Below are 19,093 nucleotides of genomic sequence, written 5' to 3' on the forward strand. Positions count from 1 at the left end.
TGCCCGCCTGGAGTTCGGTTGGGTGGCGACCGGCGGTGGCGCGGGCGGCACGCCACCGCCGGGTCGGCGGCCGATTCGGTCAGTCGGCGAGGTTGTCCAGGTCCAGTCGACCCCGGGCGAAAGCGTCCACCCGACCCCAGCGACCCGGGATGTCCAGCACCTCGATGCGACCCATCCCCACCGGCAGCCGTGGCTCGACCGCCAGGTGACCCTCGTGCGGCTCCAGACCGAGCATGGTGCGCAGCAGCAGCAGTGGCGCACCGGTCGACCAGGCCTGCGGGCTGCACGCCGTCGGGTACTCCACCGGGAACTTGGTGAGCTCCCGCGGATAGCCGCCGAACGCCTCCGGCAACCGGCCGTCGAAGTAGGTGGCCGCGTCCAGGATGCCGTTGGCGATGGTCGCGGCCTCCTCGGCGAAGCCGTAACGGCGCAGGCCCCAGGCGATGAACGAGTTGTCGAACGGCCAGATCGTGCCGTTGTGGTAACCGATCGGGTTGTACCGGGCCTCCCCCTCGGCGAGCGTCCGCACACCCCAGCCGGAGAAGAGCCGCGGCCCCACCAGGTGCTGAGCGATCTTCTCCGCTCGCTCGGGCTCGACGATCCCGCTCCACAGCAGGTGGCCGATGTTTGAGCTGAGGATGTCGCACTGGCGGCCGTCCGGGTCCAGGGCCAGGGCGTAGTACTCGCCGTCCTCCACCCACCAGTCCCGGTTGAACCGCTCCCTCAGCTCTGCCGCCTCCCGCTCCAACCGGTCGGCGAACTCCGGGTCGTCCCAGAACTCCCGAGCCATCCGGGCTGCGCGGACCTTCGCGTCGTACGCGTACCCCTGCACCTCGCAGGTGGCCCGCGGGAACGGCGGCAGCGTGCCGTCGGAGTAGGAGATCGAGTCCCAGGAGTCCTTCCAGCACTGGTTTTCCAGGCCGGTGTCGGTGTTCCGCCGCTCGTACCAGATGTAGCCGTTGCCGACCAGGTCGGCGTAGTTGTCGATCCACCTCAGCGCCGCCCGGGACTCCTGCTCCAACTCCTTGACCAGCGCCACGTCCCCGGTCCACCGCTCGTACTCGTCGAGTAGCACGACGAACAACGGCGTCGCGTCCACCGAGCCGTAGTACGGCGAGTGCGGCTGCTCCTCGAAGGCCGCGGTTTCGCCGTAACGCATCTCGTGCAGGATGCGCCCCGGGTCCTCGTCCCGGAAGTCGTCGAACCGGCTGCCCTGCAGGGAGGCGAGGATACGCAGCGTCGTCTTCGACAACTGCGGGGTGAACGGCAGCGTCTGCAGGCAGGTGAGGATGCTGTCCCGACCGAACATCGTCATGAACCAGGGCAGGCCGGCGGCTGGCAGGGTGGCCCCGCCCAGCGACAGGGGCGAGAAGCGCAGCGCCGCCAGGTCGATCAGGCTGCGCCGGTAGGTGCTGGCCACCCGGCCGTGCTGACTGTTGACCTTGGGCGCGTCCGCGATCCACCGCTCCAGGTCGTGCTGCAGGGCAAGCCGCTCGGTGCCATGCGTGCGCAGTCCGAAACGCAGATCCCGACCGCCGGGCCCGACCGCCTGCGTCTGGACGTCGATCGCGGCTTCCCACTGCTCGTTCGGTTCCAGGTGGACGGTGTACGCGAAACCCCTGTTGTCGTAACGGGCCGCCATCGACGAGGAGATGACCGTCTCCCGCTGGAAGTTGCCCCGGCGATAGCCCAACCGCAGTCGGTCCGGCTCGACCTCGGTGTAGATCTCGCCCTTCTTGTTGAGGATCTCGTCCTTGACCTGGAACAGGTCGGCGAAATCCGACGCCGCGTCCATCCGGACTTCCAGATCGACCGGCTTCTCGTCATGGTTGAGGATGGTGAGCTGCTCTCGGAAGCTGCCGCCCACCGCGCGTTCCCGGATGATCGACAACTTCGCGTCCACGTAGTGCGTGGCCATCCCCGGGACGAGGAAGAACCGCGACTCGAAGTACTGCAGGTCGTCGTAGGAGAGCGAGTTCAGCCGCTCACCGTTGACCGTCAGCACCCAGGTGGACAGGAATCGGGTGTCGATGGAGAACAGCCCGGTCGGCTCGCTCGGAGTCGCCTCGATGTCACCGGTGTCCTCGCAGACGACGAACGTGTTGCCGTCCAGGATCCGGACCGTGTTGCTCTGCCCCATCAGTACACCTCCCCCGCGAAGCGCCGACGAGGCCCACGGGAGTCCGGGGAACTCGGGAAGATCCGCTCCACCTGCACCACCAGCCGCGCGTCGCCGGTCACCGTCATGTCCCCGCGCAACAACGCGGCCAGGCCGTGTTCACGGCCCGCGGCGATGTCGTCGAAGAGGACCGGGCTCGCGCCGATCACCGTGTCGGCCTCCTGGTTCTCCTGACTCACGTCCATCTGGCCGCGGTCGATCCTCAGCAGCCAGTGCCGGGTCTGCGCCCCCTCGTGCAGGTCGATACGCAGTGTCCCGGAGGCCTTCGCCAGCAGGGGCTCGTACCCCCGCCGGTCCAGATCCTCGAAGAACCTCGTGGTCGCGTCCACCATCGGGTCCACTCCTCCCAGTTGCCGGGCCCGGGATCCCACTTCCGCGCTCAAGTCGCGCGGGCGGCCGGCGTTGCACGTCCCCGCACGGGTCCCCGCCGCCACCCCGGTCAACCTCGCCCAGATCGGGTGAACAGCCGCCCCCACGCTCCCCCGCCCCCTGCCCCCTGCCCCGCCCGCGCCGGCCTGCGCCGCCCTGCACCGCCCTGCGCCGGTGATCAAGAGGTTCGCGTCACCACTTTCGGCGTGTCGTGACGGAAACCTCTTGATCACCAAGGGGGTGGAGGGGACAGCGGAGCGCCGGCCCTCCCGCATCGGGAGAGCCGGCGCCCGGCGGCGGACGGTCAGTTGTTCGGGTCGTCGGCGCTGATGTCCGCGAGCACCGACTGCGGTTCGCGCTCGACGGCGAGGTCACCCATCGACACCAGGCCGACAAGGCGCCCGTCGTCGATCACCGGGAGCCGGCGTACGGCATACGTACGCATCAGGTCCGCGGCGGCCACCACGTCGTCGTACTGACTCACCGTGATCACGTCGCGGGTGGTGATCTGGCTCAGCCGGGTCGAGCCCGGCTCCATGTTCTCCGCGACACCTCGGACCGTGATGTCCCGGTCCGTGACGATGCCGACCACGCTGTCGCCGTCGGTCACCACCACATCACCAATCGCGCTGTCCCGCATCTCCTGCGCGGCTGCGATGAGCGTCTCGTTGCCGTCCATCGTCACCAACCGGGTCGTCATGAACTCTCCGACCGTTGTCATGGTGCTCCCCTCTCGGTGTCGGCACGGCCCGTCTACCCGCCGCCCAGGAGGGGGTAACGCCGATCGCCGGTGACTATCCGTGGGGGTGCCGCAGGCGCCGCAGCTCGTACAGGCCACTGCTGGTCAGGGAGTAGAAGATCGGCAGCACCAGGAAGATCGCCAGGGCGAACAGCGAGTTGACCAGGTATCCGACGAGAATCGCCAGCGCGTACCCCAGGACACCGGCCGCGGCCCGCGCCCGTTCCGTGGGGAAGAACCCGCCCGACACGGCCTCGTCCAGCAGATCGTGATGTCGGGCCAGATAGTGGTACAGCCCCAGCCAGGTCACCGAGAGCAGCCCGCCGACCAGGCCGTAGAGGACCACGCCGGCCCGCTGGTCCGCCTGGTCACCCTCCCGTAAGGCCTGCGACAGGACCGAGGTGGCGAACGGCAACAGCGCGGTGCTGAACAGCACCGCGAGGTTGTACCACTGAAGGCCCTTGCCACTGCTGGTGACCCGGTTGAAGGCGGACCGGTGGTTCAGCCAACTGACCGCCACGAAGACGTACGACGTGACGTAGGCGAGGTACGCCGGCCACTGCTCGACAAGTGCGTGCCGCAGCTGACCGCGTTCGACCCGAGGTGGCTGCAGGTCGAGCACCAGCAGCGTGATGATGATGGCGAAGACACCGTCGCTGAACGACAGCAGGCGGGAGGTTTCCCGGCGCAGCGTCGGGCCGCCGGGTGGGGTCTCGTCGCTGGTCCTGTCGACGCCCATCCATCCCTCCCCCGACGTTCCGTGACGGCACGGGAGGGCGGTATACCCGTCGGCGGGCGAGACACCCGCCTACGGGCAGCGCGCCCCGGCTGCGCTGCCTACCGCGGGCGGATGGCGAGGGCGAGCGCGTCAGCCCCGGGGCGGCATGCCGTAGATCCGCTCCACGTGCAGGCGCAGCACCAGCCGCCCCTCGTCGACCATGGCCTGGCGGTATTCGTCCCAGTCGGGGTGTTCGCCGCTCACTGCCCGGTACAGCGCCACGAGCTCCTCGACGGTCTCGTCGCCGGGTTCGGCGGCCGGTGTGGTCAGCTCGGCGCGACCCTCGACCACCGCGTACGCCCAGCCGTCATCGGTGGCGACGTGGAAGCTGGCTCGCGGGTCGCGGCGCAGGTTGGCCGTCTTGGCCCGGCCGTCGGTGACCGAGACGCGGATCAGGCCCGCGTCCCGATCGAAGGAGTAGACCACGGTGGAGAGCTGTGGCCGCCCGTCACGCTTGATGGTCGCGAGAACGCCCATCGAACGCTTGGCCACCAGATCCGTCAACGCCTGCTGAGTACGGTCATCCGGCACGTTTCCTCCAGGTGGGACGGTCGACTTCGTCCCATCCAAGCACGACCGGTGGACCATCAGCGGCCCCTCGAACGGCACCCGGGCCATCGCCGACGTCGGCGATGGCCCGGGTGATGGCGAAGACCCGGGGACGACGAAGACCCGGGGACGGCGACGGTCAGCGGCGCTCGGCGGCGACCAGCTCGGCGATCTGCACCGCGTTCAGCGCGGCGCCCTTGCGCAGGTTGTCGTTGGAGCAGAACAGCGCCAGCCCGTACTCGGCGGTTTCGTCGGCGCGGATCCGTCCCACGTAGGTCGGGTCCTGCCCGGCGGCCTGCAACGGCGTCGGCACGTCGGTCAGTGCCACGCCGGGCGCGTCGGCCAGCAGCTCGTGGGCGCGCTGCGGGGTGAGCGGCCGGGCGAACCGGGCGTTGATCTGCAGCGAGTGGCCGGTGAAGACCGGCACCCGGACGCAGGTGCCGGAGACCAACAGGTCGGGGATCTCCAGGATCTTGCGGCTCTCGTTGCGCAGCTTCTGTTCCTCGTCGGTCTCGAAGGAGCCGTCGTCGACGATCGAACCCGCCAGCGGGAGGACGTTGAAGGCGATCGGCTCGGCGAACGAGCGCGGCGCGGGGAACTCCACGGCCGACCCGTCGAAGGCCAGCCCGGCGGCGTGCTCGGCAACCTTGCGGACCTGCTCGTCCAGCTCGGCGACGCCGGCCAGCCCGGCACCGGAAACCGCCTGGTACGTGGACACGACCAGGCCGACCAGGCCCGCCTCGGCGTGCAGCGGGCGCAGCACCGGCATCGCGGCCATCGTGGTGCAGTTGGGGTTGGCGATGATGCCCTTCGGGCGGTCGAGGGCGGCATGCGGGTTGACCTCGGCGACCACCAGCGGCACCAGCGGGTCCATCCGGAACGCGGAGGAGTTGTCGATCACCACGGCGCCGGCCTCGGCTACCCGGGGGGCCAACTCGCGGGCGGTGCCCTTACCGGCCGAGAAGAGCACGATGTCCAGCTCGGAATAGTCCGCGGTCGCGGCGTCCTCGACGGTCACCTCGCCGTCGCGCCACGGCAGCGTACGCCCGGCGGACCGCGCCGAGGCGAACAACCGCACCTGCTCCGCCGGGAACTCCCGTTCCGCCAGCACCCGCCGCATCACGCCACCGACCTGGCCGGTGGCCCCCACAATGCCGATCCTCATGCCCGCGAGGCTACCCAGCCCACCCCCACGAACGGGACCCCTTTCCCACCCACCGCCCGCGTCCCGCATCACACCCACCCACTCCCGCTCCCCCACCCACTCCCGCTCCCCCGCTCCCGCCCCCACCCCCAACACACGCGTTGATCAAGAGGTTTGCGTCAGAAATCGCGCTCGGCTTGACGCGAACCTCTTGATCAACCGCAGGGGCGCAGGGGCGCAGGGGCGCGGCTGTTAGGGGAGCAGGTCGCCTAGGGCTGCTGCGGTTAGTTCGTCGCGGATGATGGCGGCGTCGCCCTCGATGACCAGGGTCAACGCGTCCGGGTGCAGGTGGGTGGCCGCTGCCGCGGAGACCTGATCCACGTCGGCGGCGAGCAGCGACTCACGCAACCGGGCGTGGTAGTCGTCCGGTAGGTCGTGCACCACCAGCGTGGTCAGCGCGGAGGCGATGGCCCTAGGGCTCTGCAACTCGACCGAGAGCTGCCCGGCCCGCCAGGAGCGGGCCACCGCCAGCTCGTCCTCGGTCACCCCGCTGGCCTGGGTACGGTTGATCTCGCCCACCGCCTCGACCAGGGCTGGCACGGTGACTGCGGTCTGCACACCGGAGCTGACCGCGAACCGACCGAACCGCCGGGACGAGGCGAAATCACCCCGAACCCCATAGGTGTAGCCGTGCACCTCACGGAGCAGGTGATTGAGCCGGGAGGTGAACGCCCCGCCGAGCACGGTGCCGGCGAGCGTCATCGGCACGTGGTCGGGGTGCGCCCGGTGCGGCGACGGGTGGCCCAGCCGCAGCGTGGACTGCACCGAGCCGGGCCGGTCCACCAGAATGATCCGTCGGCCGGCGTGCAGCGGCACCTCGAGCGGGCCGCCGCGCTCGGCCGGGCCGCCACCGGTGCCGGCGAACGCCGCGGCGGCCAGCGCGTCCAGGTCGATCCGGTCCAGGTCGCCGGCGACGATCAGGGTGCCGGGGCGCAGGAACCACTCGGAGTGGAAGACCGTCACGTCCTCCACGTCCAACCCGGCGACCGACTCCGGGTCGCCGTACATCGGGCGCCCCCAGCGGTTCTCGGCACCGAACAGGTCCGCGCGCAACGCGGCGTCGGCACGTGGACCCGGGTTGGCCCAGTCCATCCGCAGCGCGGTCGCCTCGTCGTCGCGGACCCGGCGCACGTCGGCCGGGTCCAGCCTGGGCGTCCGGACCGCCTCGGCGAGCAGTTCCACGGCCGCGCTGAGCCGGTCCACCGGGATCACCACGCTGGCCTGGAACGAGTCCCAGTCCAACCCGGTCGACAACGCGGTGCCGAGCCCCTCGACGGCGAGCGCGTACGCGGCGGCGTCCCGCTGTGCGGTCCCCTCCTCCAACGCCTTGGCCAGCACCCCGGACAGGCCCTCCTTGCCGAGCGGCTCCTGGCCCGCGCCCACGTCGAGCAGCAGCAGAGCGACGGCGAGGTTCTGCCCGGGCAGGTGCGCGGCGACAACCTGACCGCCGGCCACGGCGCGGCGAACCACCGGCGGGAACCGGTACGGGCGGGCGGCACCCGGGCCGGGACGGTCGGCGATCAACGTCATGAGGTCTCCTCGGGCAGGTAGGTCAGGATCACCCGGTCGGTGGCGAGCACATCGGCGGCGGCCTCGGCGATCTGCTCGGCGGTGACCGCGAGCAGGGCCGGCAACTGGTCCACGATGCGGGCCGGGTCGCCGAACTGCGTGGCGTACCGGCCGAGCAGGTCGGCACGGCCGTCCACCGTGGACAACTGACGCCACCACCCGGTGCTGAGCATGGCCTTGGCCCGATCCAGCTCCGCGGCGGTGACCGGCACGGTGGCCAGTTCGTCGACGACCTCGGCCAGCCCTTCGGCCAGCCGCTCGGCGCTCACTCCGGCGCGGGCGGTGGCGGTGGCGATGAGCGGTGCCGGGGCGTGCGCGAGGTCCACCCCGTACGCCCCGACCAGGTCCGGCTGGGCGAGCCGTTCACCGTCGGCGAGCCGCTGGTAGAGCCGGCTGCCCCGGCCGCTGCCGAGGACGGTGGCGAGAACGTTGATCACGTGGTAGCCGGGGCTGCCGAACGGGTAGGTGCGGTGGGCGATGTACACCCGCGGCGCCGGCACGTCGGCGCTTACCGACTCGACGGCCGTCTGCCCGGTCGTCGGAACGCTGCGGCCGTCCGGGGCCGACGGGATGTCGTCGCGCGCGGGCAGCGCGCCGAAGTACTTGTCGGCCAGCGCGAACACGTCGGAGGCGGTGGTGTCGCCGACAACGGTGAGCACCGCGTTGTTGGGCGCGTAGTAGGTCTGGTGGAACGCCTGGAAGGTGGCGAGGTCGGCGGCGTTCAGGTCAGCCATCGAGCCGATCGTGGCGTGATGGTACGGGTGCCCCTGCGGGTAGAGCAGCGGCAACAGGCGCAGCCACGCATCCCCGTACGGGACGTTCTCGTAACGCTGCCGGCGCTCGTTCTTGACCACGTCCCGTTGGTTGTCCAGCGTCTCCTGTGTGAGCGCGGGGACCAGGCCGCCCATCCGGTCGGCCTCCAACCAGAGCGCCAACTCCAGGTGCTCGGCCGGGACCGTCTCGAAGTAGTTGGTCCGGTCCGGGTTGGTCGTGGCGTTCAGCGAGCCGCCGGAGCCCTGGATCAGTTTCATGTGCTCGGTCTTCGCCACGTTCACCGAGCCCTCGAACATCAGGTGTTCGAAGAGGTGGGCGAAGCCGGTCTGCCCGGCCGGTTCGTGCCGGGAGCCAACGTCGTACCAGAGGTTGACGGCGACGGCCGGCGCGGTGCGGTCTTCACTCACCACCACGCGCAGGCCGTTGTCCAGTCGGGACGTCTCGATGGGCCAGGGGTAACCGCTCTCGGGCATCCCCCGACGCTATCTGATCTCGGGGGCGGAAAGGTGACGTGTGGTCGGCCGGCGAGCCGGTCGCAAGGCATCGAGGCCGTCGGCCGGGGTACCGCAGGGAGATGACCGTCACTCCGCCTCCGTCCCGGGCCGCCACCGCCGTCGAACGTGCCAGCGCCGCGCTCAGCCGGCGGCGCCGCGGCCGGTTGCTGCACCCGGCCGGTCGCTCGTTCGTCGGCGAGACGGTGATCTGGGGTACGCCCGGACCACCCACCGCCGACCCCGACTCGATCGATCTTGGCAGCAGCCGCCGGGGACGCCGGGCGACCGCTCAGTCCGGCGGCTCGACCGCGGCCACCGTCTGATCGGAGGTACGGCGTTCCAGCACCGTGTCCGGGGCCGCGTTCTGGTCCGCCGTACGGATGTCCGATTCGGTGAGGATGGCCGCCGCCTGCGCCTCCGGGTCGTCGCTGCCCACCGCGGCTTCCTCGGGTAGGAGGTGCGCCCTCGACTCCACCCGGTTCTGATCGCTCTGCTCGTCAGTCATGGCTCCCCTGTTACCCCGACCCCACCTTCGGCACGCGGTGTTCGTCGCGCGGCCTTCGGCACGTGTTCGTCGCGCGCATCCTGGGACGACTACGAAGTAGCCCGTCCGGTCGGGTACGCTGGCCCGGTGACGCGTTCCTATCGATGGTTTAGACAGCCGGCTCGCAAGCCGGTGACTTCACCATGAACTGACGTCACCACGGACCGAGCCGGCTGGGCAGGAGCTGTCGTTCCTGCCCTTTTGCGTACGAGCAGCCGGCTCGTCCCGGGCACCGGCCCCGGGCACGGTCGGCGAAAGGATGCCCACCGTGACGACCCCGGAGACCGATCGGGTCAGCGATCAGCGGATCGACCGTGTCGTGCCGCTGACCACGCCCGCCCTCCTGCACCACGAGTTGCCCCTGGACGCCCCGCTCGCCGCGGCCGTACTCGACGGCCGTCGCGCGGTGGGTCGCGTGCTGGACCGCGAGGACGACCGCCTGCTGGTGGTTGTCGGCCCCTGCTCGGTCCACGATCCGGCTGCCGCACTCGACTACGCGCAGCGGCTGCGCACCGCCGCCGACCGGCTCGCCGATGACCTGCTGATCGTCATGCGGGTCTACTTCGAGAAGCCCCGCTCCACCGTCGGCTGGAAGGGTCTGATCAACGACCCGGGCCTGGACGGCAGCGGAGACGTCAACACCGGCCTGCGGCTGGCCCGGGCGTTGCTGCTCGACGTGCTGCGCGTCGGCCTGCCGGTGGGCTGTGAGTTCCTCGACCCGATCACGCCGCAGTACATCGCGGACACGGTGGCCTGGGGCGCAATCGGTGCCCGGACCGTGGAGAGCCAGGTGCACCGCCAGCTCGCCTCCGGCCTGTCCATGCCGATCGGCATGAAGAACCGCCCGGACGGCAGCATCGGCACGGCGGTGGACGCGATCCGCGCCGCCGGAGTGCCGCACGTCTTCCCCGGCATCGACTTCTCCGGCACCCCGGCGATCATGCACACCCGGGGCAACACGGATGGTCACCTGGTGCTGCGCGGTGGGGGCGGTCGGCCCAATTACGACGCGCAGTCGGTTGGCGGCGCACTCGACCTGCTCCGCGCGGCCGGGTTGCCGGAGCGGCTGGTGATCGACGCCAGTCACGCCAACAGCGGCAAGGACCACCGTAACCAGCCGCTGGTCGCCGCCGACGTGGCCGCCCAACTGGCTGCCGGTCAGCGCGGGATCACCGGCGTGATGCTCGAGTCGTTCCTGCTGCCCGGTCGGCAGGACCTCGACCCGACCCGGGAGCTGGAGTACGGCCGCTCGGTCACCGACGCCTGCCTCGGCTGGGACGACACCGCCGAGGTGCTCGACCACCTGGCGTCCGCGGTGCGGGCCCGCCGGGCCACCCTGCCAACGACAGTGTGACGGCCGACACCACGGTGCACGGAACACGGGTGGGGGTCGACTGGTTGACTGGGGTGTCGGTGTGTCCAGTGTCCCCGGGCCTCACCTAAATAGCCTTCGCGGAATACCGTCCGGCTGGAGCCGCGTAGTGCCACTCGCCGAGAGGCGACCTGCACACCGACACCAGCGCCGCCCCCGGCCCACAAGGCCGGGGGCGGCGCTGTCGTTCGCAGACGCGAACCCAGCCTGACCCGGCCGGCGCGCCGAGGCAGCTGGCCAGGCCACTGTCGCGACCCCCTTTGCTCTGCTTCAACCGAGGCAACAGGAACGGCCGAAAACTGTTGCCTCGGTGGAAGCAGAGCAAAGGCAGGCAGCAGGGTCACCCGGCCCGGAAGCCGCAGGCGCGCAGGCGCGCGGACCCGCTCGCGTGACGTTTGACCGATTCCGGCCCGGGTAGCTGATCGGCGTGACCGACGACGCATCCGTGGCCGGCGAGCCGGACACCCGGGCCCTCGACGACCTGCTCGACGACATCTACCGGGCGCAGGAGCGGGTCACCCAGGCAGAGATCTACCGCCAGGCGGTGGCCGCCGAGCTCCCGCCGGACCTGCTCGCCCGCATCGACGCGCTGCCCGAGGGCGAGTACGCGGTGGACGAGGCGAGCGATCTGCTGGGCGGCTCCATCGCGTGAGCGGCCTGGGCGGTTCCACCGCCTGAGCCACGCAGAAGGGACACCGACATGACGCACCACGAGGACCACGACGAGAAGGTGGCGGCGCTGGGTCAACCGCCGAAGGGCAGGGACACCACGCCCGAGCCGGACTTCGCCAACGAACACGACCGCACCGCCGTGGATCGGGACATCGTCACCGGGGCGGACGAGGACGAGCGGGAACCGGAGTCGCCGCACGGCTGGTCCGGCATGCAGCGCTGAGGCGTACCCGCAGCGGGGGCCGGCATCCGCCGGCCCCCGCTGCCGTTGCCTGGGTCAGTCGTCGTGCCCACCCTCGGCGGCCTGCTGCGCCGTCGCGTACGCCATCTGCAGGAAGTCGGACGCGGCGACCGCCGTCAGCGCGGTGGCCACCAGCCGGGTCAACCGGGGTGCGAGCACCAGGCCACCGGTCAGCCCGGTGGCCACCCAGACCGCCAGGCAGAACGGGCAGCTCAACAGCTCGCCGATGGCGTGCCGGGTGGGGCTGCCCGAGTCGCGGACCTGCTCCATCACCTCACCGCTGCCGATCGGGCGGTCGTAGCGGGTGAACGGCGCCCGCAGCGGGCTGGTCACCGCGTCCTTGGACAGCAGCCGGCTCAGCTTGTGCGTGGCGATGGAGAGCAGCACCACGTCGGATGGGGCGGGACGCTCCGGCACCGGCTGGCCGGTCACCTTGACCAGGCCGGCGAGTGCCCCGGTCACCCCGGCGTAGGCACCCATCGCCACCAGGTAGCCGCCGAGCGGCCGGTGTTCGTGCGGCGCGTACGCCCGACGCAGCCGCGCCGCCTTCTGTCGCAGGCCAGTGTCGCTCACCTGGTCTCCTCGTGTCTTGTGGGGGTGCGGGAGCGGCGGCGTCCCGTGGCCGACTCAGCCGGCCTGGAGGTTGTCGGCGACCTCGCGGGCCAGGTTGGTGAGCGCTTCGTCGGCCAACTGGTCCGGGCCCGGCCCGCCCGAGGGGTCGGCCAGGTCGAGCTGGATCCGGGCGCCGCCGGAATCGGCCGGCTCGACCCGGATCTCGGCGGACCAGTCAGCGGTGTCACCGTCACCCCATCGAGCCCGCAGCTCCTCGCCGTTGATCTCCGCGGCCGGGCTGCCGTCGCCGCGCAGCGGCTCCGGCAGCCAGGCTGAGGCTCGCTCGGGGTCGGTGGCCGTGTTGAAGACCACCTCGGGTGGCGCGGACATGCCGCGCACCGCGCGCGCCGCCATCAGGAGTCCCGCAGGCGGCCGGGGTCAACCTCCCGGCCCGGGTGGCGGGCCAGGTACTCGGTCTCCAGCTCCGCGGTGCGCCGCAGGTGGTTGGCGAGCGCGGAGTCCGCCGCGTGCCGCAGGGTGTCGAGGCGGGTGCGGTGCAGGCTGTGCATCTCGCGGATCAGATCCTCGTCGGTCAACTCCGTCGGGTCGATGCCGAGCAGGTCGCCGTCGAGATCCGTGGCGCCCGCCGGGTCGGCCAGGTGATCGCCGCCCCACTCGGGCACCCGCTGCTCCGGGCTCATGTCCGTGCTGCCGCTGGACGCAAAGCCGTCCTCACGTACCGATCCGGTCATCGTCGCCCCCCTTGATCTCGTTTGGGCTGGCGTCTAGACGAATGCCCAGGCGCGGTGACGCCAAACCCTCTCGGCGGTGCGACAGCTACGACACGGTGTCGGAGACCGGCACCGTGCCCGGTACCCTCGATGCCATGAGGCGGCTCTGGACCCCGACGTGGATCGCACGTCACGTGGCCATGGTCGTGCTGGCCCTGGGCTTCCTCGGGCTGGGCTGGTGGCAGGTCAGCCGGGCCGCCGCGGGCAACAGCCTGAGCTGGGGGTACGCGGTCGAGTGGCCGATCTTCGCCGGCTTCGTGGTCTACGTCTGGTGGCGCGAGGTGAAGCTGGCCCGCCGCGGCGCGGACGAGGCCGACGCGCCGCCGGCGGATCCGGCCGACGCGCCGGCACCGGCTGTCACCGCAGGGTCCCGACCGGCGGTACGCCGACCGGTGCGGGTGTCCCGGGTGCCGGTCGACGGCGACGCCGTCGAGGACACGGACCTGGCCGCCTACAACCACTACCTGTCATGGTTGAGCGCCAATCCGGGCGCCCGGCCCGGTGACTATCCCGGCTGAGCCGGGCTCGGAAGGACGGACGAAGGTGGGCGCTGCCCTTACCCGGTACCGCGTGATCGCCTGGATCGTGGGCGTGGTGCTGATCGTGCTGGTCGTGATCGGCATGCCGTTGAAGTACGTGTTCGACAACGCGGTCGTGGTGGAGACGGTGGGGCCGGCGCACGGCTTCCTCTACATGATCTATCTGGTGGCCGCGTTCGACCTCAGTCGCCGAGCCGACTGGCCGCTGAAGCGGATGCTGCTGGTGATGTTGGCCGGCACCGTGCCGTTCGTCTCGTTCTTCGCCGAGCGCCGGGTCACCGCTTGGCTGGCCGCGCCGCAGGTGGCACGGGCTCCGGAGCCGGTCGCCCGCTGAGCGGCCGGTGGGCCGACGCCACCTCGGCGCCGGCCCACCGTCGTCGAGTCAGCGACTGGGCCGCCACGGGTCGGCCGACGCGAGCGGGTCGACCCAGCCGCCGTACCGGTTGACCTCCCGGGCCCGTAACAGCGCCCGGGTGACCTGGCCGAACTGCCGCTCGTCGTCGGCACTGAACAGCAGCACCTCCGCTCCCCGGTGCCACCCCCACAGCTCGTGCGGCGGTGGGCGCCAGCGGTCGCCGACCAGGGCCAGCGCGGCGGGGAGCAAGAGCACCGCGCCGAGGATGAGGTACGCCCCGGCGGTCAGGCGTTGCAACCCGCCGGTGAAGCCGAGCAGCATCGCGACACCGCCGAGCATGCTGGCGGTGAGGACAACGGCCCGGACGGCGATCCGGTCGTGCGGGCCTCGGGTGGTGCGCAGGTGGGTCAGGTCGGCGATCCGGTAACTGGTTCGGCCGACGGTGAACCGGTCGACGGTGACGATGATGCCGGGCCGTGCGTACAGCAGGGTCGACCGTGCGCCCGGCACCGTTCGCGGCGGTCGCACTCTTGCGCCTTCACGATCCACGGTTCCTCCCGCGGGGGACGGTTGGCCGGGTCGACCCGCTGGGGACAGACGTCCTACCCGCCGACGGGATTCCCGGCTCCGGCCCTCATTGTGTTGTGGCCCCGCCAGCCGGCCTGCGCATTTACGAACTCTCGACAGCTCCCCCGAACCGGGGACATCGCCGAGAAACAGCATCCATTTCTACTTTTATCGGTTATGGGCGGCAGGAATCCGGCGGCATGCGCCCGGAACGACAAAGGCCGCATATCCGTCATATATCCACGAAGAGGGCGTCCGGATTTGTCGCAGCAGGTGTCATCAACGCCACCCACCGCAGGGACACGACCCGCCTCTCCGCCAACTTTCGCCCCTGCTTCAACTGCGAGCGACATCCGTCCCGGGTTAGGTTGGGCGAGCCGGTCCGGCCCAGTGCCGTCCGCCCGGATGGCCCCGGCCGGTGTCGCCGAGGGCTTCAGCAGCTCCGGCGGCCGTGGGAGGGGGGCCTTTCGCTCTTGTCATCCCTGAGAAACCTGCTGCGCACCGTGGCGCTGGTCGGCATGTCGGCCGCGCTGATCGCCCCGACGGCGGTGGCCCACGCCGAGCCGTCACCGGCCGACCTGACCCGCCGGATCGAGACGTCCTCGGCCGAGTTGGAGCGGGTCGTCGAGTCGTACAACAAGCTGCGTGAGGAGATCAAGACAAACGAGGCCGCGGTGGCGCGATTACAAGCCCGCATCGGTCCACTGGAACAGCAGGCCCAGCAGAGCCGGGCCGACGTGGCCGAGCTGGCCAACACCGCGTACAAGAGCGGCGCTCTGCGTACCGCGGACGCCCTGCTAGGTCCCGGGGGCGCCTCCGGGCTGCTGGACCGGCTCGGCACGATCGACCAGCTGACCCGCCAGCGGCAGGACCGCATCTCCGGTTTCACCGCCGACCAGCGGCGGCTGCTCGACGAGAAGGCCGGTCTGGACGCCACACTGACCCGGCAGGCCGCGCAGGCGCGTCAGCTCGCGGCGGGCAAGAAGCAGATCGAACAGGATCTGGCCAAGCTGTACGAGCTGCGCCGGCAGGCGTACGGGGCGGCCACCGAGCGACCCGAACCCAGGGCCGCGGCGGCCGAGGCCAAGAACGTGCCCGCGGTGGCCGGTGATGCCGGCGCCGCCGTGCGCTACGCGTTCGGCGCGGTGGGCAAGCCGTACGTCTGGGCAGCCGACGGGCCGAACGGCTACGACTGCTCCGGGCTGACCTCGGCGGCCTGGCGGGCGGCCGGAAAGTCCCTGCCGCACAACACCCGCATGCAGTGGAGCGCGGTCGCCCACATCGGCCGGGGTGACCTGCGCCCGGGCGACCTGGTCTTCTACAGCGGGCTCGGGCACGTCGCCCTCTACGTGGGCGACGGTCAGGTGATCGACGCGCCGAGCGCCGGTCGCAACGTGCTCAAGCGGGGCATGAACATGATGTCCATCCAGGGCTACGGCCGGGTTCGCTAACAACGACCGGCTACGGCGAACGGCCGGCGTCCCCCTATCGGACGCCGGCCGTTCGCCGTCATTACTACCAGGTCAGGCTGCCTGCAGCCCCTCCGCCCGGGCCAGCTCACGCAGCCGGCCGAGGGCCTGGATCTCCAGTTGCCGGATCCGCTCGCGGGACAGCGAGAACCGGGACGCGACCTCGGTGAGCGAGTGCTCCCGGCCGTCCTCCAGCCCGTAGCGGGCCCGCATGATGCCGGCGGACCGGTCGTCGAGGTGGTTGAGCAGCCCTTCGATGCGCTGCCGCTCCAGGCCGCTGAGGACGATGTCCTCCGGCGACGGCGCGTCACTGTCGGCGACCAGGTCGCCGAGGCTGGTGTCGCCGTCGTCGCCGACGGGCGTGTCCAGCGACACGGTGTCCTGCGACCAGCGGCGCAGCTCGTTGACCCGCTCGACGGTGACGCCGAGGGAGGCCGCGATCTGCTCCGGCTCCGGGTCGGAGCCCAGCTCACGAGTCAGCTGCCGGGCCACGTTGCGCATCCGGTTGACGTCCTCCACGAGGTGCACCGGCAGACGCACGGTGCGCTCCTGCTGGGCGATCGCCCGGCTGATCGCCTGGCGGATCCACCAGGTGGCGTAGGTGGAGAACTTGTAACCACGCTCGTAGTCGAACTTCTCGACCGCCCGGACCAGGCCGGTGTTGCCCTCCTGGATCAGATCCAGCATGGGCATGCCCGACCGCACGTAGCGGCGGGCGATCGACACGACCAGTCGGAGGTTGGCGCGGATGAAGAGGTCCTTCGCGCGCTCCCCCTCGACGACGAGCCACTCCAGGTCGGCCCGGTCCCGGTCCATACCGCCGGCGACGGCGTCCTCACCGAGCAGGTGCTCGGCGTAGAGGCCGGCCTCGATCGCCTTGGAGAGTTCGACCTCCCGGGCGGCGTCCAGCAGTGGCGTCCGGGAGATCTCGTGCAGGTAGACGCCGACCAGGTCGCGCTCCTCGGCCACCTGATCGGTGCGCATGCCGATGTTCTTGTCCACGTTGCCCACGGTCCCCTCGCTCGCGCCGGTTGCCCGGTTCCTTGCCATTCCCCACGTCCGTCAACCCCTGGTAACTTCTGCTGTGCCCACCGGTGCTGACACCTACACAACAGATGAGACGTGCCGGGGATTCCATGTCGTGAGTCGAAAGTGTCACGAATGCCTGAGTAGTAGCTGAGAGCACGGTCCATGTTTGCTGTCAGCATCCCGTCGGGTGGCTCGCCGCTGGGCACCACGTACGGGTTTACCGCACCATGGCAACACCGCCCGCCGCGGGGGCACAGCGACCCGGGTCACCACCACGCTGCGATCCTGGTCACTGGCAGATACGCACCAGGGGACGGGTCGGTTCATCCACGAGGGTGTTATTACCCCCCGGCCAGATGAACAATCCGAAGCCCCGTTCGCTTCCCGGGGCGTCCGCGGGCTAGGTGGCGAGCAGCGCGAGCGCCCCGCGTACCTGGTCGGCGGAGCGGGCCAGCGCGGCCCGGGCGGCCTCCACCTCGGCACCGGAGACCAGGGAGACGAGCGCCGTCTTCAGGTCACCGTCAGCCTCGGTGAGAGCCTGCCGGGAGATCTCCTCCGAGCAGCCGGTCGCCTCGACCAGAATCGAGATCATTCGGCCACGGAGTTTCGCGTTGGTGGCCACCATATCGATCATGAGGTTCGAGTAGACCCGCCCCAGTCGCACCATGACGGCGGTCGAGAACGCGTTGAGCACCAACTTCTGCGCCGTGCCCGCCTTCATCCGGGTCGACCCGGTGACCACCTCGGGTCCGGTGTCCACCCCGATGAACACGTCCACCGACCGGGCGGCCTCCGCCTCCGGATTGGCGCAGAGCAGCACCGTCGAAGCGCCCTTGGCGCGGGCCGCGCCGAGCGCCCCGAGGACGTACGGGGTGCGTCCGCTGGCCGCCAGACCAACCACCAGGTCACCGGCGCGCACACAACTGGCCGCCTCGACCGCGCCGCCCCGGTCGTCGTCCTCGGCGTCCTCCACGGCCCGCAGCATGGCGTCCGGACCTCCGGCGAGGTGGGCGCAGAACCAGTGCCGGGGCGAGTTGAAGGTGGGGGCGAGCTCGGCCGCGTCGAGCACACCCAGCCGGCCGGAGGTGCCCGCCCCGAAGTAGTGCACCCGGTGGCCGCCGAGCAGCGCCGCGACCGCCAGGTCGACGGTGGTGGCGATCTCGTCGAGCACCGCGGCGACCGCCGCCGGCACCCGCCGGTCCGCCTCGTTGATGACGGTGAGGACGTCCCGGGTCGACATCAGGTCAAGGTCGACGCTGAGCGGGTTGCGCCGCTCGGTGGGTGCGCCCACCCGGACCGTCGGGCGGGCGGGCGGTGCTGGCGTGTCCTCGTCCGGCTCCACTGCGCCGGCCGTCATGCCCGCCTCCGGTTGGCACCCACCCGGTGCGACTGGACCGCCTCGGCTGTCGCCTCGAGGGCCTTGCGGGCCCGGGCCCGGTTGCGGGCGGCCACCCCGACGAAGAGACAGTCGACCACGGTGAGCTGGGCCAGCCGGCTGGCCGTCGCGCCGGAGCGGTAGGTGGTCTCCCGCGCGGCCGTGGTCAACACGAAGTCCGCCACCTCGGTGATCGGCGAGCGTGGGAAGTTCGTCAGCGCCACGGTGACGGCACCCCGGGTACGGGCCTGCTCCAGCACCTCGATCACGTCGGAGGTGGTGCCGGTGTGCGAGATGCCGAACGCCACGTCTCCCCGGCCGAGGAGCGCGGCCGAGGTCAGCGCGGTGTGCACGTCCGGGAAGTAGAAGGCGATCCGGCCGATGCGGTGCAGCTTCTGCTGGAAGTCGGACGCGACGAAACCACTGGCGCCGGCGCCGTAGATGTCGATCCGACCGGCGCCGCTGATCGCCTCGACGACCTGCTCGCAGGCGGCCGGGTCGAGCTGTTCGGCGGTCTCCTCGACCGCGCGGGCGTCGTTGAAGGCGATGGTGGCGATGATCTGGGCGAGGTCGGCGCCGGGCGGGATGTCTCCGCCGACCACCCGGGCGTCCGGCGGCTCGATCCGGCGGGCGGCCTCGGCGGCGAGCCGGATGCGCAGCTGGGGGTAGCCGTCCATGCCCACCGAACGGCAGAACCGGATGACTGTCGCCTCGGATGTCTCCGCGGCGGTGGCGAGGTCGGTGATGGTCCGCCGGGCGGCGGCGGCCGGGTCGGAGACGACCAGCCGGGCAACCCGCTGCTCGGCGGGAGACAGCGACGGCAACAGCCCGCTGATGTGGACGATCAGCCCACCGGGCTCCTGACTCGCAGAAATCTTCGGACTCTTCGCCACGGGTGAAACTTACTTTCACCAAGCGTGAGCGTCAACTAT

Annotated in this window: 23 protein-coding genes; 7 read left to right on the forward strand and 16 right to left on the reverse strand. The window is 71.0% G+C overall.

Features of this window, described 5'->3' with window-relative positions:
* Window positions 1–79: 79 nt before the first annotated feature.
* The 8 genes from C7C45_RS00115 to C7C45_RS00150 form a co-directional block, all read right to left on the reverse strand.
* Window positions 80–2,140: an amylo-alpha-1,6-glucosidase gene (locus C7C45_RS00115; protein WP_110561539.1), complete on the reverse strand. Its 2,061-nt coding sequence runs from the start codon at window positions 2,138–2,140 to the stop codon at window positions 80–82.
* Complete coding sequence (locus C7C45_RS00120; RefSeq protein WP_110561702.1) at window positions 2,140–2,511, reverse strand: SCP2 sterol-binding domain-containing protein; 372 nt, start codon at window positions 2,509–2,511, stop codon at window positions 2,140–2,142. Before C7C45_RS00120 ends, C7C45_RS00115 begins: the two co-directional genes overlap by 1 nt.
* Window positions 2,512–2,852: 341 nt before the next feature.
* Window positions 2,853–3,269 (reverse strand): CBS domain-containing protein, encoded by a 417-nt coding sequence (locus C7C45_RS00125; protein WP_110561540.1) that lies wholly within the window; start codon window positions 3,267–3,269, stop codon window positions 2,853–2,855.
* A 73-nt stretch (window positions 3,270–3,342) separates the two neighbouring features.
* Complete coding sequence (locus C7C45_RS00130; RefSeq protein WP_110561541.1) at window positions 3,343–4,026, reverse strand: TMEM175 family protein; 684 nt, start codon at window positions 4,024–4,026, stop codon at window positions 3,343–3,345.
* A gap of 129 nt (window positions 4,027–4,155) precedes the next feature.
* A complete protein-coding gene (locus C7C45_RS00135; protein ID WP_280101359.1) occupies window positions 4,156–4,596 on the reverse strand; it encodes a PPOX class F420-dependent oxidoreductase in 441 nt (146 codons plus the stop codon).
* A 157-nt stretch (window positions 4,597–4,753) separates the two neighbouring features.
* Window positions 4,754–5,779 carry an aspartate-semialdehyde dehydrogenase gene (locus tag C7C45_RS00140; protein WP_110561542.1) on the reverse strand — a complete coding sequence of 342 codons (1,026 nt, stop codon included), beginning with the start codon at window positions 5,777–5,779 and terminating at the stop codon, window positions 4,754–4,756.
* A gap of 231 nt (window positions 5,780–6,010) precedes the next feature.
* Window positions 6,011–7,348: a M16 family metallopeptidase gene (locus C7C45_RS00145; protein ID WP_110561543.1), complete on the reverse strand. Its 1,338-nt coding sequence runs from the start codon at window positions 7,346–7,348 to the stop codon at window positions 6,011–6,013.
* Window positions 7,345–8,634: a M16 family metallopeptidase gene (locus tag C7C45_RS00150; RefSeq protein ID WP_110561544.1), complete on the reverse strand. Its 1,290-nt coding sequence runs from the start codon at window positions 8,632–8,634 to the stop codon at window positions 7,345–7,347. Before C7C45_RS00150 ends, C7C45_RS00145 begins: the two co-directional genes overlap by 4 nt.
* Before the next feature lie 101 nt (window positions 8,635–8,735).
* Between C7C45_RS00150 and C7C45_RS00155 the strand changes: the two genes are divergently transcribed.
* Window positions 8,736–8,978 carry a hypothetical protein gene (locus C7C45_RS00155; protein ID WP_110561545.1) on the forward strand — a complete coding sequence of 81 codons (243 nt, stop codon included), beginning with the start codon at window positions 8,736–8,738 and terminating at the stop codon, window positions 8,976–8,978.
* Here C7C45_RS00155 and C7C45_RS00160 read toward each other — a convergent pair.
* Window positions 8,945–9,160 carry a hypothetical protein gene (locus tag C7C45_RS00160; protein ID WP_110561546.1) on the reverse strand — a complete coding sequence of 72 codons (216 nt, stop codon included), beginning with the start codon at window positions 9,158–9,160 and terminating at the stop codon, window positions 8,945–8,947. The two genes, C7C45_RS00155 and C7C45_RS00160, sit on opposite strands and share 34 nt — an antisense overlap.
* Window positions 9,161–9,458: 298 nt before the next feature.
* Between C7C45_RS00160 and C7C45_RS00165 the strand changes: the two genes are divergently transcribed.
* The 3 genes from C7C45_RS00165 (at window position 9,459) to C7C45_RS00175 (ending at window position 11,466) form a co-directional block, all read left to right on the forward strand.
* A complete protein-coding gene (locus C7C45_RS00165; RefSeq protein WP_110561547.1) occupies window positions 9,459–10,553 on the forward strand; it encodes a 3-deoxy-7-phosphoheptulonate synthase in 1,095 nt (364 codons plus the stop codon).
* 445 nt (window positions 10,554–10,998) lie between these two features.
* Window positions 10,999–11,223, forward strand: coding sequence for a hypothetical protein (locus C7C45_RS00170; protein WP_110561548.1), 225 nt, complete (start codon window positions 10,999–11,001; stop codon window positions 11,221–11,223).
* A 48-nt stretch (window positions 11,224–11,271) separates the two neighbouring features.
* Window positions 11,272–11,466 (forward strand): hypothetical protein, encoded by a 195-nt coding sequence (locus tag C7C45_RS00175; RefSeq protein ID WP_110561549.1) that lies wholly within the window; start codon window positions 11,272–11,274, stop codon window positions 11,464–11,466.
* Between the two features lie 54 nt (window positions 11,467–11,520).
* Here the strand turns inward: C7C45_RS00175 and C7C45_RS00180 are convergent, their stop codons facing one another.
* The 3 genes from C7C45_RS00180 to C7C45_RS00190 are packed head-to-tail and all read right to left on the reverse strand — an operon-like array spanning window position 11,521 to window position 12,788.
* Window positions 11,521–12,057, reverse strand: a complete 537-nt coding sequence (locus C7C45_RS00180; protein ID WP_110561550.1) for a DUF1360 domain-containing protein — start codon at window positions 12,055–12,057, stop codon at window positions 11,521–11,523.
* 54 nt (window positions 12,058–12,111) lie between these two features.
* A complete protein-coding gene (locus tag C7C45_RS00185; protein ID WP_110561551.1) occupies window positions 12,112–12,450 on the reverse strand; it encodes an SRPBCC family protein in 339 nt (112 codons plus the stop codon).
* Complete coding sequence (locus tag C7C45_RS00190) at window positions 12,450–12,788, reverse strand: DUF6158 family protein (RefSeq protein ID WP_110561552.1); 339 nt, start codon at window positions 12,786–12,788, stop codon at window positions 12,450–12,452. Before C7C45_RS00190 ends, C7C45_RS00185 begins: the two co-directional genes overlap by 1 nt.
* 134 nt (window positions 12,789–12,922) lie before the next feature.
* Here C7C45_RS00190 and C7C45_RS00195 point away from each other — a divergent pair, with 134 nt between their 5' ends.
* Complete coding sequence (locus C7C45_RS00195) at window positions 12,923–13,345, forward strand: hypothetical protein (protein WP_208641018.1); 423 nt, start codon at window positions 12,923–12,925, stop codon at window positions 13,343–13,345.
* Between the two features lie 25 nt (window positions 13,346–13,370).
* Window positions 13,371–13,700, forward strand: a complete 330-nt coding sequence (locus tag C7C45_RS00200; RefSeq protein WP_110561553.1) for a DUF3817 domain-containing protein — start codon at window positions 13,371–13,373, stop codon at window positions 13,698–13,700.
* 48 nt (window positions 13,701–13,748) lie between these two features.
* Here the strand turns inward: C7C45_RS00200 and C7C45_RS00205 are convergent, their stop codons facing one another.
* On the reverse strand, window positions 13,749–14,249 hold the full coding sequence (locus C7C45_RS00205) for a DUF6232 family protein (protein ID WP_244200162.1): 501 nt from the start codon (window positions 14,247–14,249) through the stop codon (window positions 13,749–13,751).
* 512 nt (window positions 14,250–14,761) lie between these two features.
* Between C7C45_RS00205 and C7C45_RS00210 the strand changes: the two genes are divergently transcribed.
* A complete protein-coding gene (locus C7C45_RS00210; protein WP_110561555.1) occupies window positions 14,762–15,739 on the forward strand; it encodes a C40 family peptidase in 978 nt (325 codons plus the stop codon).
* A gap of 72 nt (window positions 15,740–15,811) precedes the next feature.
* On the opposite strand, the gene C7C45_RS00215 is transcribed toward C7C45_RS00210, so the two are convergent.
* From C7C45_RS00215 to C7C45_RS00230, 3 genes are all read right to left on the reverse strand, one after another.
* The gene (locus tag C7C45_RS00215) at window positions 15,812–16,807 is read right to left on the reverse strand and encodes a sigma-70 family RNA polymerase sigma factor (RefSeq protein WP_110561556.1); all 996 of its coding nucleotides are present in this window, start codon (window positions 16,805–16,807) and stop codon (window positions 15,812–15,814) included.
* Window positions 16,808–17,186: 379 nt separating this feature from the next.
* Window positions 17,187–18,143, reverse strand: coding sequence for an N-acetylmuramic acid 6-phosphate etherase (gene murQ / locus C7C45_RS00225; RefSeq protein ID WP_110561558.1), 957 nt, complete (start codon window positions 18,141–18,143; stop codon window positions 17,187–17,189).
* Window positions 18,140–19,054: a MurR/RpiR family transcriptional regulator gene (locus C7C45_RS00230; RefSeq protein WP_110561559.1), complete on the reverse strand. Its 915-nt coding sequence runs from the start codon at window positions 19,052–19,054 to the stop codon at window positions 18,140–18,142. Before C7C45_RS00230 ends, murQ begins: the two co-directional genes overlap by 4 nt.
* Between the last annotated feature and the right edge of the window lie 39 nt (window positions 19,055–19,093).

Source organism: Micromonospora arborensis, from assembly GCF_003205615.1.
Lineage (GTDB): Bacteria > Actinomycetota > Actinomycetes > Mycobacteriales > Micromonosporaceae > Micromonospora > Micromonospora arborensis.

What these genes read in the sequence shown, in the direction of transcription:
- C7C45_RS00115 (WP_110561539.1), bottom strand. Translation starts at nt 2,140, where the DNA reads ATGGGGCAGAGCAACACGGTCCGGATCCTGGACGGCAACACGTTCGTC.
- C7C45_RS00120 (WP_110561702.1), bottom strand. Translation starts at nt 2,511, where the DNA reads ATGGTGGACGCGACCACGAGGTTCTTCGAGGATCTGGACCGGCGGGGG.
- C7C45_RS00125 (WP_110561540.1), bottom strand. Translation starts at nt 3,269, where the DNA reads ATGACAACGGTCGGAGAGTTCATGACGACCCGGTTGGTGACGATGGAC.
- C7C45_RS00130 (WP_110561541.1), bottom strand. Translation starts at nt 4,026, where the DNA reads ATGGGCGTCGACAGGACCAGCGACGAGACCCCACCCGGCGGCCCGACG.
- C7C45_RS00140 (WP_110561542.1), bottom strand. Translation starts at nt 5,779, where the DNA reads ATGAGGATCGGCATTGTGGGGGCCACCGGCCAGGTCGGTGGCGTGATG.
- C7C45_RS00145 (WP_110561543.1), bottom strand. Translation starts at nt 7,348, where the DNA reads ATGACGTTGATCGCCGACCGTCCCGGCCCGGGTGCCGCCCGCCCGTAC.
- C7C45_RS00150 (WP_110561544.1), bottom strand. Translation starts at nt 8,634, where the DNA reads ATGCCCGAGAGCGGTTACCCCTGGCCCATCGAGACGTCCCGACTGGAC.
- C7C45_RS00155 (WP_110561545.1), top strand. Translation starts at nt 8,736, where the DNA reads ATGACCGTCACTCCGCCTCCGTCCCGGGCCGCCACCGCCGTCGAACGT.
- C7C45_RS00160 (WP_110561546.1), bottom strand. Translation starts at nt 9,160, where the DNA reads ATGACTGACGAGCAGAGCGATCAGAACCGGGTGGAGTCGAGGGCGCAC.
- C7C45_RS00165 (WP_110561547.1), top strand. Translation starts at nt 9,459, where the DNA reads ATGCCCACCGTGACGACCCCGGAGACCGATCGGGTCAGCGATCAGCGG.
- C7C45_RS00175 (WP_110561549.1), top strand. Translation starts at nt 11,272, where the DNA reads ATGACGCACCACGAGGACCACGACGAGAAGGTGGCGGCGCTGGGTCAA.
- C7C45_RS00185 (WP_110561551.1), bottom strand. Translation starts at nt 12,450, where the DNA reads ATGGCGGCGCGCGCGGTGCGCGGCATGTCCGCGCCACCCGAGGTGGTC.
- C7C45_RS00190 (WP_110561552.1), bottom strand. Translation starts at nt 12,788, where the DNA reads ATGACCGGATCGGTACGTGAGGACGGCTTTGCGTCCAGCGGCAGCACG.
- C7C45_RS00195 (WP_208641018.1), top strand. Translation starts at nt 12,923, where the DNA reads ATGAGGCGGCTCTGGACCCCGACGTGGATCGCACGTCACGTGGCCATG.
- C7C45_RS00215 (WP_110561556.1), bottom strand. Translation starts at nt 16,807, where the DNA reads ATGGCAAGGAACCGGGCAACCGGCGCGAGCGAGGGGACCGTGGGCAAC.
- murQ (WP_110561558.1), bottom strand. Translation starts at nt 18,143, where the DNA reads ATGACGGCCGGCGCAGTGGAGCCGGACGAGGACACGCCAGCACCGCCC.